This window comes from Streptomyces sp. BoleA5 (assembly GCF_000373665.1).
GTDB lineage: Bacteria > Actinomycetota > Actinomycetes > Streptomycetales > Streptomycetaceae > Actinacidiphila.
The window spans coordinates 204,208-220,854 of record NZ_KB892092.1 but is presented as its reverse complement, the minus strand read 5'-3'; the positions used below and the strand labels follow the sequence as shown (position 1 = coordinate 220,854).

Here is a 16,647-nt window from a genome sequence, read left to right as displayed (position 1 = left end):
GCGCCGCCAGCAGCCGGTACGCGTTGACCATCACCACCGGGTCGTTGTGCTTCACCGAGATCTTGATGTCCCGGAAGCCGTGCTCCTCGAACAGCGAGCACTCCCACAGCGCCGACTCNACCAGCGCCTCGGGCGTGGCCNTGCCGTACTTCTCCAGCAGCCGCTTGTCCAGCGACCCGGCGTTCACCCCGATCCGGATCGGGGTGCCGGCGTCGGAGGCCGCCCTGGCGATCTCCTTCACCTTGTCGTCGAACTGCCGGATGTTGCCCGGGTTCACCCGCACCGCCGCACAGCCCGCGTCGATCGCCGCGAACACGTACTTCGGCTGGAAGTGGATGTCCGCGATCACCGGGATCTGCGACTTCCTCGCGATGGTGGCGAGGGCGTCGGCGTCGTCCTGCGAGGGACAGGCCACACGGACGATCTGGCAGCCGGACGCCGTCAGTTCGGCGATCTGCTGCAGCGTCGCGTTGACGTCGGCGGTGAGCGTGGTCGTCATGGACTGGACCGAGACGGGGGCGTCGCCGCCCACCGCCACCGGCCCGACCTGGATGCGCCGCGAACGGCGGCGCTCCGCGAGTGGCCGGGCCGGCACGGAGGGCAGGCCGAGCGAGACGGGCTCGACAGCTGTCATCGCGACGTCACTTCCCGCGGTTGCCGGTGACGGTCTCCCGGGTCGCCCTGATGGACTCCTTGAGGGAGGTCATCGTGGCCAGGACGGCGGTCGGCTCGTAGCCGCAGTGCGCCATGCAGTTGGCGCAGCGCGGGTCCTTGCCGCGGCCGTACTTGCTCCAGTCGGTCTCCTCGACGAGCTCCTTGTACGTGGTCACGTAACCGTCGCTCATCAGGTAGCAGGGGCGCTGCCAGCCGAACAGGGAGTAGTTGGGAATCGCCCAGGCGGTGCACGGGAAGTCGACCTTGCCCTCGAGGAAGTCCAGGAAGAGAGGGCTGTGGTTGAGCCTCCACTTCTTCCTGTTCCCGCCCGAGAAGGCCTTCTTGAACAGTTCGCGGGTCTGCTCCACGCCCAGGAAGTGCTCCTGGTCGGGAGCCTTCTCATAGGCGTAGGCCGGCGAGATCATCATCTCGTCGACCTGCAGGTCGTCATTGAGGAAGTTGAGGACCTCGATGATGGTCTGCGGGGTGTCGGTGTTGAAGAAGGTCGAATTGGTGGTGACCCGGAAACCGCGCCGCTTGGCCTCCTTGATCGCCTCCACCGCCTCGTCGAAGACGCCTTCCTTGGCGACCGACTCATCGTGCCGCTCGCGCAGTCCGTCGATGTGCACGGCGAACGCGAAGTAGGGCGAGGGCGTGAAGTTCTCCAGCTTCTTGCGCAGCAGCATGGCGTTGGTGCAGAGGAAGACGTACTTCTTCTTCGCCACCAGCTGCCGCACGATCTCGTCGATCTGCGGGTGCATCAGCGGTTCGCCGCCGGCGATCGACACCATCGGCGCGCCCGATTCCAGGACGGCGCCCACGGCTTGTGCCACCGGCATGCGCTGCTTCAGCACACCCGCCGGGTGCTGGATCTTCCCGCAGCCCTCGCATTTCAGGTTGCAGGCGAAGAGCGGCTCCAGCTCGACGATGAGCGGGAACTTCTCACGCCTGCGGAGCATTTTCTGTTCGAAGAGATAGGTGCCGACCCTGATGGACTGTCGAAGCGGCATGGCCATCTAGCTCACCTCCAGGGGAGCGCGGTAGAGCGGTGCCAATCGAGAAAGGTTGGAAGAAGGTCCCTCAGCACGCGGAAAGCGGTGATCCCCGTGCGAAGCGTGCCGACCCGCACGAGCTCGAACTCGGGCGTGTCGACGACCACGCGGGCCGCGGCGACCGGGCGTGGACCCCGGGCGAGCGCGGCCCGCATCATCGCCGCCGACTCCATGTCGACGGCGACGGCACCGGTGGCCCGGAGCGCGGCCCGCTCCGGGCCCCGTACGACGTGGTCCGACTCCGCGAGCCGGCCGACGTGCACGGTGTGTCCCGCCGCCTTGAGGGCGGCGGCGAGTGATTCCCCGTCGGGCGGCTCGTCGGCGACGACGACGTCGCCCGGCCGCATCCCGGGGGCCAGACCGGCGCAGAAGCCGGTGGTGAGGACCGCCGCACCGTCCAGGGCGGGGTCGCGCAGCGCGGCGGTGACGGCGCGTTCCGCGGCCTGCGGCCCCATGCCCGTGCGCACGAAGGCGACCGGGCCGGACGCGTGGCTGCGGTCGCCGCCGCGGAGGGCGAACCGTTCCACCCGCAGCGCGCAGACGACGACCAGAGGTGGGCCGGACGGCCCCATCAGGCCCCCTTCCGTAGCCCGCCGAACGGCTCGCCGCGCACATAGCGCCCGAGCGCGGTGAGCGGGAAGACCATCCGGTAGAGGTGGTAGTTGATGGAGAAGTCCCTGGGGAAGCCGGTGCCGGTGAAGTACGGCTCGTCCCACGACCCGTCCTCGTTCTGGGTCTCGGCAAGCCAGCGCACCCCGCGCCGTACCGCCTCCCCCTCGCGTTCGCCGGCCGCCAGCAGGGCCAGCAGCGCCCAGGCCGTCTGGGATGCGGTGGACTCGCCGCGCCCGACCCACTCGGCGGAGGAGTACGAGCGCAGGTCCTCGCCCCAGCCCCCGTCCTCGTTCTGCACGGACTCCAGCCAGCGCACCGCCCGCCGGATCGCGGGGTGGGACGCCGGGAGGCCGGCCGCCACGAGGGCCGGGACCACCGACCCGGTGCCGTAGATGTAGTTGACGCCCCAGCGGCCGAACCAGGCGCCGCTGCGCTCCTGCTCGGCGAGCAGCCAGTCGATCCCGCGCCGGGTGTACGGGGCGTGCTCCAGGCCGAGGGCGGCCAGCATCTCGACCACATGGGCCGTGACGTCGGCCGACGGCGGGTCGATGACCTCGCCGAAGTCGCAGAAGGGCAGCCGGTTGGGGAAGGCGCTGGTGTTGTCGGCGTCGAAGGCGCCCCAGGCGCCGTTCTTCGACTGCATCCCGACGTTCCACCGCACCCCCCGGTCGACCGAGGCCTTCACCCGCTCCGGCTCCGGGTGGTCGACCCTGATCAGGGCGAGGACGACCTCCGCGGTGTCGTCGATGTCGGGGTAGGTGTCGTTCTGGAACTCGAACGCCCAGCCGCCCGAGGGCAGCCCCGGTCGTTGCACGGCCCAGTCCCCGGACTTGGTGATCTGCTCCCCCAGCATCCAGTCCACCGCCTTGACCAGCGCCGGGTCGTCGGCGGGCACACCGGCGTCGGCCAGCGCGATGGTGGCGAGGCAGGTGTCCCAGACCGGGGACTGGCACGCCTCGATCATCCGCGTGTCCTTGTCCGGCCAGACGGCGAACGCGTCGAGCGCCTTGAGTCCGGCGCGCAGCACGGGGTGGTCGAGGTCGTAGCCGAGCAGGTGCAGCGCGATGACGGAGTACACCGCGGGCGGCTGGATGCCGCCGAAGCAGCCGTCGTTCTCCTGCCGTTCGATGATCCAGCGGGCCGCCGAGCGCATCGCGGCCCGCCGCAGCGGACGGACGCTGACCTTGCGGTAGGCGTGCAGGGCCCGGTCGAGCCGCTGGAAGAACCCGTCCCAGCTGGACAACGGCGCCCGCGGGACCGGCGGGTTGGGCCGCTGGGGGTCGGTGTGCAGCTCGTCGAGGACGAAGGGGGCGGGCCGTACCGGCCGGTGGGCGGCGACGATGGTCAGCGGCACGATGGTCTGCCGGGCCCAGCTGGCGAAGGAGTAGATGTTGAGCGGGACCCACTTGGGCAGGTAGATGAGCTCGGGCGGCAGCTCGGGGAGGTCGTCCCAGCGCCACCAGCCGAACAGCGCGAGCCAGATCCGGGTGAAGACCCGCGACCGCGCGATGCCGCCCCGCTCACGGACGAAGGCCGACGCGGCGGCCATCCACGGCTCGTCCGGGGCGTCACCGGCGAGCCGCAGCGCGACATAGGCCTCGACGGTGGCCGACAGGTCGCCGGGCCCGCCGTGGAAGGTGGACCAGGCGCCGTCCTCGCGCTGCTGGGACCTGATCCAGCGGCCGGCGGCTTCGGTGACCGTCTCGTCCTGGATGCCGAGGAACTGACGGAGCAGCAGGTCCTCGGCATCCATCGTGACGTTGGTCTCGAGGTCGCCTTTCCACCAGCCGTCGGGATGCTGACGGGCCAGCAGGTGGCCGGTGGCCCGGCGCGCGGCCTCGGCCGCGAGCTCCTCGGTCCGGCCGGTGAGGCCGCCGGTCCCGGGACCTGACGCCGGTTCCGGGATCGCGCCCGAGGTCTTCGTTCTGGCCGAGGGTGTCCCGCGGGCCGCCTCGCCCCCGGGACCGCCGTCGGTCGTCGCTGTCATGGCTTCCCCTTTGCACAGTCGTTCCGTCTGCGGTGTTGGGGCTGCCGTCGGCCGTCACGCGCGCCCGGCCGGCGACGTACTGCGCTCCAGTTGTGTCTCTACTTCTCGCGAACCACCACGAAATCCGCCAGGCCCACGAGCTTACGGCGAACTTCTCCCGGCATGTCCATTTTGTCGAGTGCGGCGATCGCGGTGGCGTACTGCCGGCGGGCCTCCCGGGACGTCCACTCCCGGCCGCCGGCCTCTTCGATCAACGCCGCGCGTGTGGCGAACTCTTCCTCGTCGAAGGACTCGATGTCGTTGCCCTCCGACGAATCCGCGGCCTTCGCGTCCGCGGCCAGGAGTTCGGCGAGGCGCTGGGAGGCGGAACCGCCCGCGGCCAGTGCGGCGACCACCGGCAGGGACTTCTTGCGCTGGCGCAGGTCGCTCCAGGTCTGCTTGCCGGTGGCGGCCGGGTCGCCCCAGATGCCCAGCAGGTCGTCGATGGCCTGGAACGACAGACCGAGGTGGTAGCCGTACTCCTCCAGCGCGTCGGCGTCGGCCTCGGAGGCGCCGCCGAGCACCGCGCCGATGGAGCAGGCGCAGGCCAGGAGGGCGCCGGTCTTGTTGCCCTCCATCTCCAGGCACTCCTCGACGGTGACCCGCTCGCGGTGCTCGAAGGAGATGTCCTGGGCCTGGCCGTCGATCAGCTTGCGGGTGGCGGTGGTGATCCGGCGGGTGGCCCGGCCGGCCTCGACGGTGCCCTGCTCCAGCAGGATCTCGTTGGCGAGGGCGAAGAGCGCGTCGCCGACCAGGATGGCCTGTGCGGGGCCGTGCACCTTCCACACGGTGTCGCGGTGGCGGCGCTGCTCGTCACCGTCCATCAGGTCGTCGTGCAGCAGGGAGAAGTTGTGCACCAGTTCCACGGCGACCGCCCCGGGGACGCCCACCTCGGGGGCGGCGCCCGCCGCCTCGGCGGACAGCAGGGCGAGTGCGGGACGGACGGCCTTGCCGCTGTCGCCGTGGGACGGGTTGCCCGCGGCGTCGATCCATCCGAAGTGGTACGCGGCGACGGTGTCCATCGGGGGTGCGAGGCGGTCCACGGCGGCGCGCAGCACCGGCGTGGACAGCTCGCGGCCGCGCTCCAGGAGCGCGGTCACGGTCGCTCTGTCGACGCCCGCGGTCATCTGCTCGTTGCCAGCGGTCACATTCTCTCCTCTGATTGCACTGGTCATGCTCATACCGGCTCCAGGCCTTCGATTGCGAAGGTACGTGGGTCGAAGGGATGGCGGAGTGCGGTCAAAGCTGCTCGGGAGGCTTGCAAACCGCTGCGGACCGCGCTTTCCATCGTCGCGGGCCAGCCGGTGGCGGTCCAGGCGCCGGCGAGCCAGACGCCGTCCGCCCGGGTCCGCGGACCCGGGCGGAGGGCGCCGACACCGGGGAGGGGCGCGAAGGTCGCGGTTCGCTCCCTGGTGACGAAGAAGTCCAGTACGGCCGCCTCGCGCGCGGCCGGGAGCAGCCGCTCCAGCTCGGGCAGGTAGCGCTTTCGCAGCTCGGCCACCGGGAGGTCGATCTCCTCCTGGGCCGCCGACTGGGACAGGGCGACGTACTGGCCGCCGCCGGTCAGGCCGGAGTGCCCCGTGCGGTCGAAGACCCACTGCACGGGGCTGCCGAGGGCGGCGAAGAACGGCTGCCGCATGACCTGGCGGTCGTACACGACGTGCACGTTGAGGATCGGCGCGGTGCCGATGCGCAGCAGCGCGTCCTGGTCGGCCAGGGCGCCCGCGGGGAGCAGCCCGTGGGCCTCCTGCTGCGGCACGGCCAGGACGACGGCGTCCGCCGTGAAGCGCTCGGCGCGTCCCGGTCCGGTCTCGGCCTCGACCTCCCAGACCGGTCCGCCCCCGCCGGGGCCGCCGTCGCGCGACCGTACCGGCTCGGACGCGTCCGTGCGGGTGAGGGAGGTGGCGCGGGCGCGCAGCAGGGTGCGCACCCCTGCCTTGTCCAGGGCGGTGCGGGCGCGGTCGTCGTGCAGCTCGCCGAGCGGCCGGGCGGCCCAGCCGATGTCCGCGGCGCCCGGGGCGGAGAGCAGCCCGGTCTTGAAGACCTTGGCGGCCAGGCCCAGTGACGCATCGTCGGCCGTGGCGTTGAGCGTCGCCACGCCGACCAGGTCCCACAGCGCCTCGACGGTGCGGGCCGACTGGCCGTGCTCGCGCAGCCAGGTGCCGAAGTCCACGTCGTCCAGCGCCGGGTCGGCGGGGTCGAGCGAGCGCAGCGCGAGCGCAGCGCGCCCGACGGACGCCCGCTCGGCCAGGGACAGATGCGGGTACGTGGCCAGACTCGCGGCCAGATGCAGCGGCACGGGCAGCCCCGCGCGGCGCAGCCGGCCGAGCCGGGGCCGCGGGGCCGCCACGTCGAGCACGGGTACGTCGAGCCGGTCCTGGAGGGTGACGAGGTCGGCCGCGTCGATGCGCTCCAGGAACCGCAGGTAGGCGACGCAGCAGCGCAGGAAGACGTGCTGTCCGTTGTCGACGGTCAGGTCGCCGCGCTGGAAGGAGAAGGCGAGCCCGCCCAGCCGGGGCCGGGCCTCGAGCAGGGTGACGCGCAGTCCGGCGTCGGCCAGTGCCAGTGCCGCCGTCGTCCCCGCGAGCCCGCCGCCGATCACGACGGCCGTGCGCTCAGCCATGCGCCCTCCCCCGGGTGCCGCCGCGCGTGGCACGGCGCACCATTGCCGACAGTGACGCCGCCGGCACGGCGGCGGTTGCCTCACGGCGGCGGAAAACAGCTGTTTTCCATGACGCTGCCGCTCCCGTGCCGGTTGCGGCGCTTTTGCCGGTGCGGGTGAGGAGGCCCGCGGCCGGTGGGCCGGGTGTCACACGCGCCTCCTGGCGGCACGTCGGGCGTCGAGACCGGCGAGGCCGCGCGCCGCGACGTATGCCTTCTGGTGAACCGGCAGCGAGACCCTGCCGCGCAGGACGGCCTCGGGATCGGCGGCGATGCGTTCCAGGAGGCGGCGGTAGATGCCGGCCATGGCCGAGACGCAGGCGCCGCTGCGGCGGTCCAGCACGGGCAGCAGCCGGTACCCCTCGGCGAACAGGGCGCGGGCCCTCTTCACCTCGTACTCGATCAGGCCCGCGAAGTCGGAACCGGGCGGCGGGGTGTCGGTGAGGAACCCGGCGGAACAGCCGAACTTCGCGAGGTCGTCCGCGGGCAGGTAGGTGCGCCCGTTGGCGGCGTCCTCGCGCAGGTCCCGCAGGATGTTGGTGAGTTGCAGGGCCAGGCCCAGGGTGTCCGCGTACTCCGCCGCGTGCTCCCGGCCCGGTGCGCCGGGCACCGCGCCGAAGACGCCGAGCGAGAGCCTGCCGATGGCGCCTGCGACGCAGCGGCAGTACGACGCGAGGTCCTCCCACGTCTCGTAGGTGTCACCGCGCAGGTCCATCTGGACGCCGTCGATCAGCTCCTCCAGCCCGGCGAGCGGGATCGGGAAGCGGCGGGCGGCGTCGGCGAGCGCGACGGCCACCGGGTCGGTGTCGTCCTCGGTGACCGCGCCCTCCAGGACCCGGGTGAGCAGGTCCCGGGTGCCGTCGAGCCGCCGCTGCTTCTCCGGGAGGGCGAGGTCGCCGTCGCCGATGTCGTCCACCCGCCGGGAGAAGGCGTAGAGGGCGGACATCGCCTGGCGCTTGGGGGTGGGCAGCAGCCGGATGCCGTAGGCGAAGTTCCGGGCCTCGTGGCCCGTGACGACCTCGCAGTAGCGGTAGGCCGCGAGCACGGGTCCGGACATGCGATCGGAGCCGTTCACAGTCCGGCTCACCCCTCTCTTCGCAATGTCGACCCCACCTCGCGCAGCAGGCTCAACCTGCCCGCCTTCGGCGGCCCGGGCAGCACGTCGTACCCCGCGTCCGCGATCGCCCGCAGGGCGGCGCGGCCTCCTCCGGCGAACCCGGCAAGCAACAGCCTGAGCCTGCCGTGGACGCTACCCACCAACGGGGTGCCTTCATTCAGGAGGTCTCGGGCGCGTTCCGCTTCGTACGCAACCAGTGCGCGCACCTGTGCGCCCGCGGTCGCGGCGGTGAGATCGGTTTCGGTGACGCCGAAGCGCTTCATGTCCTCGGCGGGCAGGTAGATGCGGTCGCGGCCGAGGTCCTCGGCCACGTCCTGCAGGTGTTCGATGATCTGCAGCGCGGTGCAGATCGCGTCCGAGCGGCGGATCCGCTCGGGCGTGGCGGTGCCGGTGATGCCGAGCACGAGCCGGCCGACCGGGTTCGCCGACAGCTCGCAGTAGGCGAGGAGGTCCTCGTAGGTGGCGTAGCGGCGGACGACCTGGTCCTGGCGGTTGGCCTCGACCAGTCCGAGGAAGGGGGCCGGCGTCAGGCCGTGCCGCCGGACGGTGGGCCGCAGGGCGCGCAGCAGCGGGTGGCGGACGTCGGCGGGGCCGTCGCCGAAGACCCGGCGCAGGTCCGCCTCGAAGGCGTCGAGCATGGCGAGGCGGTCATCGGCCGCCTCGGCGGGCAGCCCCAGCCGCACGGCGTCCGTGCGACCGCCGTCGGCCAGGTCCCCGTCGCCGATGTCGTCGACGAGCCGGGCGAAGCCGTAGACGGCCATCAGGTCGGCGCGCCAGGAACGGGGTACGAAGAAGGGCGCGACGGGGAAGTTCTCGCGGGCCGCCTTGTCGAGGACGGCACGTGAATGGGGGTCCGGCACCGTGATCGCCCGAGCCTCGGGCTTCAATCCGGTCACCGTGGACATCCCGGCGTGCGGGCGGTGGGCGTTTTCTCCCAAGGGGTCCACAGAGCCATTTCCGTCACATCCCCCGTTCTACACCGATAGCCCATTACACCCAATTTCGGACACGCCGCTCCTATAATTCCTGCTCCGGGCTGTCCTCGCACTCGACCGACTCTCCGGACGTATCGCCCGAGATCCGGCGATTGAGTACCGCTACAGCTTACGGCGCAGACCCGCTCCGGCGTGCGCCGGGGGGCGGACCTATGTCGATCCGAAAGCAGGAACGCACAAACCTCGGGTTCGCGTGCCCGGTGTCTCGCAAAATCCCGGGAAAATCATCGGCCCCATTCGCCCCGCGAACCGCGCGCCGCGGATGCGCCGGGCGCGCGCCCACTCACTTGGCGTACCCGTACCGGGTCCGGACGGCGTCCCGCGGGGCGGGTACCGCGGCCGGGGCGGGAGCGCGCCCGAACGGCGCGCGCGGGTGGGAGAGTTCGCCGGACCACCGGGTCCGGGCGCACACCGGTGCGCCCGCGGCTCGCTCGTCAGGCCAGGCATGCGCCGGCCCGCGCACCCGGTCGGGAGCGCGGGCCGGTCTGCCGGATCACTTGGCGGCGAACTCCTCGTACGCCTTCAGTACGACATCCGTCGGGCCGTCCATGCGCAGCTCGCCCTTCTCCAGCCAGAGCACGCGGTCACAGGTGTCGCGGATCGACTTGTTGTTGTGGCTGACCAGGAAGACGGTGCCGGCCTCCTTGCGCAGCTCGCGGATCCGCGCCTCCGAGCGCTTCTGGAAGGAGCGGTCGCCGGTCGCGAGCGCCTCGTCGATCATCAGGACGTCGTGGCTCTTGGCCGCGGCGATCGAGAAGCGCAGACGGGCCGCCATGCCGGAGGAGTANGTCCGCATCGGGAGCGAGATGAAGTCGCCCTTCTCGTTGATCCCGGAGAACTCCACGATCTGCTCGTAGCGCTCCCGCACCTCGTCCTGCGACATGCCCATGGCGAGACCGCCGAGGATGACGTTGCGTTCGCCGGTCAGGTCGTTCATCAGGGCGGCGTTCACGCCGAGCAGCGAGGGCTGGCCCTCGGTGTACACCTTGCCGCTCTCCGCGGGCAGCAGGCCGGCGATGGCGCGCAGCATGGTGGACTTGCCCGAGCCGTTGGAGCCGATCAGGCCGATCGCCTCGCCGCGGTAGGCGGTGAAGCTGACGCCGCGCACGGCGTGCACCTTGCGGACGTTCGGGTTGCCGCCCTTGCCGGTGACCAGCCGGGACAGGGCGCCGACGGCGCTGCCCCTGCCCGAACCGGCGCCGTGCACCCGGTACACGATGTGCAGGTCGTCCACGATCACGGTGGGGACGCGCTCGCCGCCCGGGGCGGTGTCGATGTGCTCAGCCACGGCCGTACCTCTCCTCGGCCTTCCAGAAGTAGACGAAGCCCCCGATACCCATGACCACGGCCCAGCCCAGCGCCAGCGCCCACACGTGGGGCGGCAGCTGCTCGGAGGTGAAGCTCTCGATCAGTGCGAAGCGCATCAGGTCGATGTAGACCGCCGCCGGGTTGACATCCAGCGCGATCTTGACCACGGTCGGCGCGCTCGCCGCGAAGTGGCTGATGCTGTACATGACACCGGAGGCGTACATCCAGGTGCGCAGGATGAACGGCATGAGCTGCGCGAGGTCGGTCATCTTGCTGCCGAGCCGCGCCATCACCAGCGCCAGGCCCGCGTTGAAGACGCACTGCAGGAGGAGCGCGGGCGCCACGAGCAGCCAGGACGGGCCCGGCACCTCACCGGTCATCAGCACGATCGCCAGCAGCACGAACATCGACATCAGCAGCTGCTGCAGCTGCACCAGGGTGAAGGCGATCGGCAGGCTGGCCCGCGGGAAGTGCAGCGCGCGGATCAGCCCGAGGTTCCCCGAGACCGCGCGCACGCCCGCGAGCACCGAGGACTGGGTGAAGGTGAAGATGAAGACGCCGGTGACCAGGAACGCGATGAAGTTGTCCACGCCGCGGTCGGTGCCCAGCAGCAGGCCGAAGATGAAGTAGTAGACGGCCGCGTTGAGCAGCGGGGTCAGCACCTGCCACAGCTGACCCAGCCGGGCCTGGGTGTACTGCGCCGACACGCGGGCCCGGGCGAACGCCGAGATGAAGTGGCGGCGGCTCCACAGCTGCCGTACGTACTCGGCGAGGCCCGGCCGGGCGCCGCTGACGGACAGGCCGTACTTGTCCGCCAGCTGGGACGCCGTGAGGCCACCGCCCGCCGGGGGCACGGGCCCCACGGCGACCGCACCGTCGTGCGTTGTCTCGCTCACAGTTGACACTTTCGTCCTCTTGGCGCGCCACGGGCCCTGCCCGTCGCGCGGGGTCACTCTCGTCCGAGCTTGTCAGATGATCGGGGGTCGTCCCAGTCGGGTCAGGCGCCACACGGTCCGCCAGCGCATGGGCCGGCGCGGACCGCTCGGGGCCGTCCAGCCCTCCTTGAAACCGCCGAACCAGGCCCTCAGCGCGGGACCCGAGGGTCTGCGCAGCAGGGTCAGCAGCATCCACACGCCGAGGTAGACGGGGACCAGGGTCCACGGCAGGTTGCGGCGGGCCAGCCACACCCGGTTGCGGGCCACCATGCGGTGGTAGACCGCGTGCCGGCTCGGGGCGGTCAGCGGGTGGAGGAGCACCATGTCGGCGCGGTAGTCGATCATCCAGCCCGCGTCGAGGGCCCGCCAGGCGAGGTCGGTCTCCTCGTGGGCGTAGAAGAACTCGCCGGGCAGGCCGCCGACCTCCCGGAAGACCTCCGTGCGCACCGCGTTGGCGCCGCCGAGGAAGGTGGTGACGCGTGAGGAGCGCATGGGGTCGGAGGCCCGCAGCCGGGGGACGTGGCGGCGCTGGGTGCTCCCGGACTCCGGGTCGGCGATCCGGAAGCTGACGATGCCGAGCGCGGGGTCCGCGGCGAAGGCCTCCCGGACCAGCTCCCCGGTGTCCTCGTTCGGCAGCAGCCCGTCGTCGTCCAGGAACAGCAGCACGTCGACCTCGCGGCCCCCGGGGCCGAAGGCCTCGATGCCGACGTTGCGGCCGCCGGGGATGCCCAGGTTCTCGGGCAGCTCGACGGTCCGCACGCCGGCGGGCAGCTCGGGCAGCGGCGACCCGTTGCCGACCACGGCGATCTCGATCGCCGGGCCGCGCTGCTTGGCGACCGAGTCCAGCAGGTCGCGCAGCTCCTCGGGGCGGTTGCCCATGGTGATGATCACCGCACCGAGGCGGATCGTTCCCGCCGACGTCCCCACGGCGCTCACCTCAGCCTGCTCGACGCGAGGATCGACACCAGGTGCAGCAGCGTCTGCAGCACGGCGATGGCGGCCAGGAGGCACACGACGATGCGGGTGAAGAGCAGGTCGCCGTGGACGAAGTCCGCGACGCCGGCGGCGAGGATCAGCAGCGAGGCCTCGACACCTCCCACCAGCCGGTGGAACTTCAGCGCGGCGGCGGCCTTGCGGGCCAGCGCCAGACCGGAGGACCGGGGCACGGAGGCCTCGTCCTGGACGGCGGGCAGGCCGCTGCGGGAGCGGGCCACGTCCACCAGGTCCGTCTCGGCCTTGATCAGGATCGCGCCGAGCGCGGCCAGCGTCCCGAGGAACGCCCAGCCCCACTGGGTGGTGGCGCCGTCGCGGTGGAAGAGGTCCGCCGCGCGCAGCCCGAAGCCGACCAGCAGCGCCGCCTCGGACAGGTAGTGCCCCACCCGGTCGAGGTAGACGCCGGTGATCGAGGTCTGCTTGCGCCAGCGGGCGACCTCGCCGTCGACGCAGTCCAGCAGCAGGTACAGCTGGATCAGCAGCGCGCCCGCCACGGCTCCGGCCAGGCCGGGCACCAGCAGCGCCGCGCCGGCCGCGATGCCCGCGACGATCATGAGGTACGTGAGCTGGTTGGGGGTCACCCGGCTGTTGACGAGGTGCCGGGTCCAGCGCAGCGAGATCTCCCGCATGTAGATGCGCCCGGCCCAGTGCTCACCGCTGCGGCGGTCCTTCAGCCCGGAGGGGTGAACGACCGGCCGCAGCTCAGCTACCGATGGTTTTGGCATAGTCGGCGTATGCGTCCCTGATCTGGTCGGTGGAGAGCTGCAGGTGCTCCAGGATCGTGTAGCGCCCGGGGCGGGTCTGCGGAGCGTATTCGACGGCCGTGACGAACTCGGCCTCCGTGAAGCCGATTTCACCCGGTGTGGTGGGCAGCCCGTGGCGGTGCAGGACCTCCGCGAAGAGACCGGCATCCTCCTCGGCGCCGCGCAGGAACATCGCGAAGGCGGCGGCGATGCCGACCTGCTCGCCGTGGGCGGCGGCCCGCTTGGGGTACAGCAGGTCGATCGCGTGGCTGATCTCGTGGCACGCCCCGGATGCGGGGCGGCTGTCGCCGCTGATCGACATCGCGATGCCGGTGAGCACCAGCGCCTCGGACAGCACGGTCAGGAACTCGTCCTCCCCCGTGCCGCCGGGGTGCCGGAGCACCGACTCGCCGGCGGTGCGCGCCATGGCGGCCGCCAGTCCGTCGATCGGCTCCCCGGTCTCGCGGTGGGACAGCTCCCAGTCGGCGATCGCCGAGATGTTGGACAGGGCGTCGCCGATGCCGGAGCGCACGTAGCGGACCGGGGCCTCGCGGATCACGTCGAGGTCGATGACGAGCCCGATCGGGGTCGGCACGCCGTAGGAGCCGCGGCCGTTGTCGTTGTCCAGGGTGGACACCGGCGAGCAGATGCCGTCGTGCGACAGGTTCGTCGCCACCGCCACCAGCGGCAGGCCGACGCGCGCGGCGGCGTACTTGGCGGCGTCGATGATCTTGCCGCCGCCGAGCCCGACCACCGCGTCGTAGCGGCTGCCGCGCATGGCGTCGGCGAGCTTCACGGCACCGTCGATGGTGCCGCCGGCCACCTCGTACCAGTCCGCGCCCGGCAGCGCCGGGGCGAGCCGCTCGCGCAGCACGGCCCCGGAGCCGCCGCTTATCGCGATGGCGAGCCTGCCGGAGCTGGAGATGCGCTGGTCGGCGAGCACGCTCGCCAGGTCGTCCAGGGCTCCGGCACGGATGTCGACGACGACCGGCGAGGGGATGAGCCTCGTCAGTACCGGCACGCGATCTCCCGGGCCCGGTTCAGGTCGTCGTGGTTGTCGATCTCGACCCAGGAGACCTCGCCGATGGGGGCGACGTCGACCTGGAAGCCGCGGTTGACCAGCTCCTGGTAGCCGTCCTCGTAGTACAGCTGCGGGTCGCGCTCGAAGGTCGTCCTCAGCGCGTCGGCCAGGTCGGCGCCGGCCTCGGCCTCGATGAGGGTGACGCCGATGTACTCACCGGTGGCGGACGCCGGGTCCATCAGCTTGGTGATCCGCTGGACGCCCTTGCCGTCCGCGGTGATGACCTTCATCTCCTCGTCGGCGAGCTGCTTGACCGTGTCGAGGGCGAGGATGATGCGCTGCCCGTCGCCGCGGGCGGCGAGCAGGGTCTTCTCCACGGAGACCGGGTGCACGGTGTCGCCGTTGGCGAGGATGACGCCTTCCTTGATGACGTCACGGGCACACCACAGGGAGTAGGCGTTGTTCCACTCCTCGGCCTTGTCGTTCTCGACGAGGTGGAGCTTGAGCCCGTACTTGGCCTCCAGCGCGGCCTGCCGCTCGTAGACGGCCTCCTTGCGGTAGCCGACGACGATGGCGGCCTCGGTCAGGCCGACCTCCGCGAAGTTGCCCAGGGTGAGGTCCAGGACGGTGGTGGTCCCCTCACCCGCCGGGTCCACCGGCACCAGGGCCTTCGGCAGGGTGTCGGTGTAGGGGCGCAGTCGCCGTCCGGCGCCGGCCGCCAGCACGAGGCCGATCATGCAGGTCCTCCAGTTTCGTCGTGTACAGCGGGTGCTTGCGAGGACACCCAGAAGCCGATGCTCTCGGTGAGCACCACCACCGCCAGCGCGACGGCGAGAACCGTCAGCGCGACCGTGAAACCCGTGTTGTGCGCCAGGGCCGCGGCCGCCGCGGTGACCAGCAGTGCCCGGCCTTCGTGACCGCCGGTCGCGCGGACCAGACGCCTCGGGGGCGCCCCGGTCCCGCCGCGGATGCGGTACACCGTGTCGTAGTGATGGTAGGCGACCGCGGCCACCAGCCCGAAAGCCGCGGGCAAGGCTCCGTTCACGTCGGAGACCGCCGCGAGCACCAGGATGGTGGTGTATTCGGCCGCGCGGAAGACCGGCGGCACGATCCAGTCGAGGGCTCCCCTGAGCGGCCGCGAGACGGCGAGCGCCGACGTCACGGCGTAGCAGCAGGCGGCGGCCACCGGCCACGCGCTGCCGGCCGGGGCCAGCAGGGACGTGGCGATCATCACTGCCGCGCCCAGCAGCGCGGCCGCGGGGACGCCGCGGCCCCGGAAGAGCCGGGTCAGGCCCTCGGCGAGCGGCCCGGTGTCGGCGAGGTCGGCCAGCGCCCGGGCGGCGGCGGCGCCCGAGGGCGTCCTGCGACGCGCGGAGCGCAGCACGCGGCCCACCGTGGTGTAGCAGGCCGCGAGCCCCGAGGCGACGATGAGCACGGCGAGGGTGATGCGCGGCGTGGTCACCGCCGTGAGCACCGCGATCAGCGCCCAGCGCTCGCCGATGGGCAGCACGATCATGCGGCGCAGCCACACCGTCCAGCCGACGCGGTCGAGCTTGCGGGAGAGCACCGCGGCGCCGGCCCGCGCGTCGTGGTCGGTCTCGGCGAAGGCGAAGTCCACGACATGGCGGCAGGTCTGCAGCACCATGGCGCCGAGCGCCAGCGCCCAGACGTCGTCCCCGCCGCGGGCCGCGCCGAGGGCGAGGCCCGCGTAGTAGGCGTATTCCTTGGCGCGGTCGAAGGTGGCGTCCAGCCATGCGCCGAGCGTGGAGTACTGCAGCGAGTAACGGGCCAGCTGGCCGTCGGTGCAGTCCAGGACGAAGGAGGTCAGCAGCAGCGCGCCCGCGGCGACGAAGCCCGGCCGGGTCCCGGTGGCCGCGCAGCCGGCCGCGATCAGGGCCACCAGCAGCGAGGCGGTGGTCACCTGGTTCGGGGTGAGTCCGCGGCGGGCGCACCAGCGCGCGATGTAGCGGGAGTAGGGGCTGATGAAGAAGGTGGTGAAGAAGCCGTCGCGGGACTTCACCGCGCTGCGCAGCCGCACCGCCTCGTCGTCGACGGCGGCGACGGCCGCCGCCGCGGCGGCGCGACCCGGGGCGTCGGCCGGGACGGTCGCGACGAGGACACCGAGCTCGGGACGGTGGACGGATACGCCGTCCTTCTCCATGCGCCCCGCGAGCCGGTCGGCGTAGGTCTCGCCCTCGCCCTCCTCGCCGGTCTCGGCGACGGCCCGCACCAGGGCGGCGCGGGCGGCGGGGCGCACCGAGACGGCGCCGGGCAGGGCGGAGGCGTCGAACCGCGGGTCGGTCAGCCCGAGGCGCAGTGCGTGCGCGTGCCCGACGAAGCGAGGGTCGACCACGGCGACGCGCTCGGTCGCGGGGACGCCCTGCAGGTACGTGGCGAGCGAGGCGGCGTCCTCCGCGGTGACGACCTCGAAGCCGAGGTTCCGCAGGTCGCCCTCGATCGGCGACATCGCGGCCGGCGCACCGGCGAGGATGGCGGTCGACAGAAGGACTCATCTCCCTGGACTTGCGAG

At 72.1% G+C, this 16,647-nt stretch carries 15 protein-coding genes; all 15 read right to left on the bottom strand.

Features of this window, described 5'->3' with window-relative positions; all coding sequences use genetic code 11:
* On the bottom strand, nt 1-634 hold a 634-nt coding region (locus tag B085_RS0108455; protein WP_018558141.1), incomplete at its 3' end, for a flavodoxin-dependent (E)-4-hydroxy-3-methylbut-2-enyl-diphosphate synthase.
* A gap of 7 nt (nt 635-641) precedes the next feature.
* Nucleotides 642-1,670 (bottom strand): adenosyl-hopene transferase HpnH, encoded by a 1,029-nt coding sequence (gene hpnH / locus B085_RS0108450; RefSeq protein WP_018558140.1) that lies wholly within the window; start codon nt 1,668-1,670, stop codon nt 642-644.
* 5 nt (nt 1,671-1,675) lie between these two features.
* A complete protein-coding gene (locus B085_RS0108445) occupies nt 1,676-2,278 on the bottom strand; it encodes a hypothetical protein (RefSeq protein WP_018558139.1) in 603 nt (200 codons plus the stop codon).
* Nucleotides 2,278-4,305 (bottom strand): squalene--hopene cyclase, encoded by a 2,028-nt coding sequence (gene shc / locus B085_RS0108440; RefSeq protein ID WP_018558138.1) that lies wholly within the window; start codon nt 4,303-4,305, stop codon nt 2,278-2,280. The genes B085_RS0108445 and shc overlap by 1 nt, the downstream gene beginning before the upstream one ends.
* A gap of 98 nt (nt 4,306-4,403) precedes the next feature.
* Nucleotides 4,404-5,525 carry a polyprenyl synthetase family protein gene (locus B085_RS0108435; protein ID WP_078619810.1) on the bottom strand — a complete coding sequence of 374 codons (1,122 nt, stop codon included), beginning with the start codon at nt 5,523-5,525 and terminating at the stop codon, nt 4,404-4,406.
* Nucleotides 5,522-6,967 (bottom strand): hydroxysqualene dehydroxylase HpnE, encoded by a 1,446-nt coding sequence (gene hpnE, locus B085_RS41755; RefSeq protein WP_018558136.1) that lies wholly within the window; start codon nt 6,965-6,967, stop codon nt 5,522-5,524. Before hpnE ends, B085_RS0108435 begins: the two co-directional genes overlap by 4 nt.
* Before the next feature lie 186 nt (nt 6,968-7,153).
* Complete coding sequence (hpnD, locus tag B085_RS0108425; RefSeq protein WP_018558135.1) at nt 7,154-8,062, bottom strand: presqualene diphosphate synthase HpnD; 909 nt, start codon at nt 8,060-8,062, stop codon at nt 7,154-7,156.
* A gap of 26 nt (nt 8,063-8,088) precedes the next feature.
* Nucleotides 8,089-9,027: a squalene synthase HpnC gene (gene hpnC, locus B085_RS0108420; protein ID WP_051102000.1), complete on the bottom strand. Its 939-nt coding sequence runs from the start codon at nt 9,025-9,027 to the stop codon at nt 8,089-8,091.
* A 583-nt stretch (nt 9,028-9,610) separates the two neighbouring features.
* The gene (locus tag B085_RS0108415; protein ID WP_018558133.1) at nt 9,611-10,405 is read right to left on the bottom strand and encodes an ABC transporter ATP-binding protein; all 795 of its coding nucleotides are present in this window, start codon (nt 10,403-10,405) and stop codon (nt 9,611-9,613) included.
* Nucleotides 10,398-11,321 (bottom strand): ABC transporter permease, encoded by a 924-nt coding sequence (locus B085_RS0108410; protein WP_018558132.1) that lies wholly within the window; start codon nt 11,319-11,321, stop codon nt 10,398-10,400. Before B085_RS0108410 ends, B085_RS0108415 begins: the two co-directional genes overlap by 8 nt.
* 72 nt (nt 11,322-11,393) lie before the next feature.
* Nucleotides 11,394-12,239, bottom strand: coding sequence for a glycosyltransferase family 2 protein (locus B085_RS0108405; RefSeq protein ID WP_051102008.1), 846 nt, complete (start codon nt 12,237-12,239; stop codon nt 11,394-11,396).
* A gap of 53 nt (nt 12,240-12,292) precedes the next feature.
* Nucleotides 12,293-13,078 carry a CDP-alcohol phosphatidyltransferase family protein gene (locus B085_RS0108400; RefSeq protein ID WP_078619809.1) on the bottom strand — a complete coding sequence of 262 codons (786 nt, stop codon included), beginning with the start codon at nt 13,076-13,078 and terminating at the stop codon, nt 12,293-12,295.
* A complete protein-coding gene (locus tag B085_RS0108395; protein ID WP_018558129.1) occupies nt 13,056-14,117 on the bottom strand; it encodes an iron-containing alcohol dehydrogenase family protein in 1,062 nt (353 codons plus the stop codon). The genes B085_RS0108400 and B085_RS0108395 overlap by 23 nt, the downstream gene beginning before the upstream one ends.
* Nucleotides 14,105-14,854 carry a sugar phosphate nucleotidyltransferase gene (locus tag B085_RS0108390; protein ID WP_018558128.1) on the bottom strand — a complete coding sequence of 250 codons (750 nt, stop codon included), beginning with the start codon at nt 14,852-14,854 and terminating at the stop codon, nt 14,105-14,107. Before B085_RS0108390 ends, B085_RS0108395 begins: the two co-directional genes overlap by 13 nt.
* Nucleotides 14,851-16,620, bottom strand: a complete 1,770-nt coding sequence (locus tag B085_RS0108385) for a DUF5941 domain-containing protein (RefSeq protein ID WP_026250806.1) — start codon at nt 16,618-16,620, stop codon at nt 14,851-14,853. The genes B085_RS0108390 and B085_RS0108385 overlap by 4 nt, the downstream gene beginning before the upstream one ends.
* Nucleotides 16,621-16,647 lie beyond the last annotated feature (27 nt).

Excerpts from the sequence above, each read along its gene's own strand:
- hpnC (WP_051102000.1), bottom strand. The coding sequence starts at position 9,027 with ATGTCCACGGTGACCGGATTGAAGCCCGAGGCTCGGGCGATCACGGTG.
- B085_RS0108445 (WP_018558139.1), bottom strand. The coding sequence starts at position 2,278 with ATGGGGCCGTCCGGCCCACCTCTGGTCGTCGTCTGCGCGCTGCGGGTG.
- hpnE (WP_018558136.1), bottom strand. The coding sequence starts at position 6,967 with ATGGCTGAGCGCACGGCCGTCGTGATCGGCGGCGGGCTCGCGGGGACG.
- B085_RS0108390 (WP_018558128.1), bottom strand. The coding sequence starts at position 14,854 with ATGATCGGCCTCGTGCTGGCGGCCGGCGCCGGACGGCGACTGCGCCCC.
- hpnH (WP_018558140.1), bottom strand. The coding sequence starts at position 1,670 with ATGGCCATGCCGCTTCGACAGTCCATCAGGGTCGGCACCTATCTCTTC.
- shc (WP_018558138.1), bottom strand. The coding sequence starts at position 4,305 with ATGACAGCGACGACCGACGGCGGTCCCGGGGGCGAGGCGGCCCGCGGG.
- hpnD (WP_018558135.1), bottom strand. The coding sequence starts at position 8,062 with ATGTCCGGACCCGTGCTCGCGGCCTACCGCTACTGCGAGGTCGTCACG.
- B085_RS0108400 (WP_078619809.1), bottom strand. The coding sequence starts at position 13,078 with ATGCCAAAACCATCGGTAGCTGAGCTGCGGCCGGTCGTTCACCCCTCC.
- B085_RS0108435 (WP_078619810.1), bottom strand. The coding sequence starts at position 5,525 with ATGAGCATGACCAGTGCAATCAGAGGAGAGAATGTGACCGCTGGCAAC.
- B085_RS0108405 (WP_051102008.1), bottom strand. The coding sequence starts at position 12,239 with ATGGGCAACCGCCCCGAGGAGCTGCGCGACCTGCTGGACTCGGTCGCC.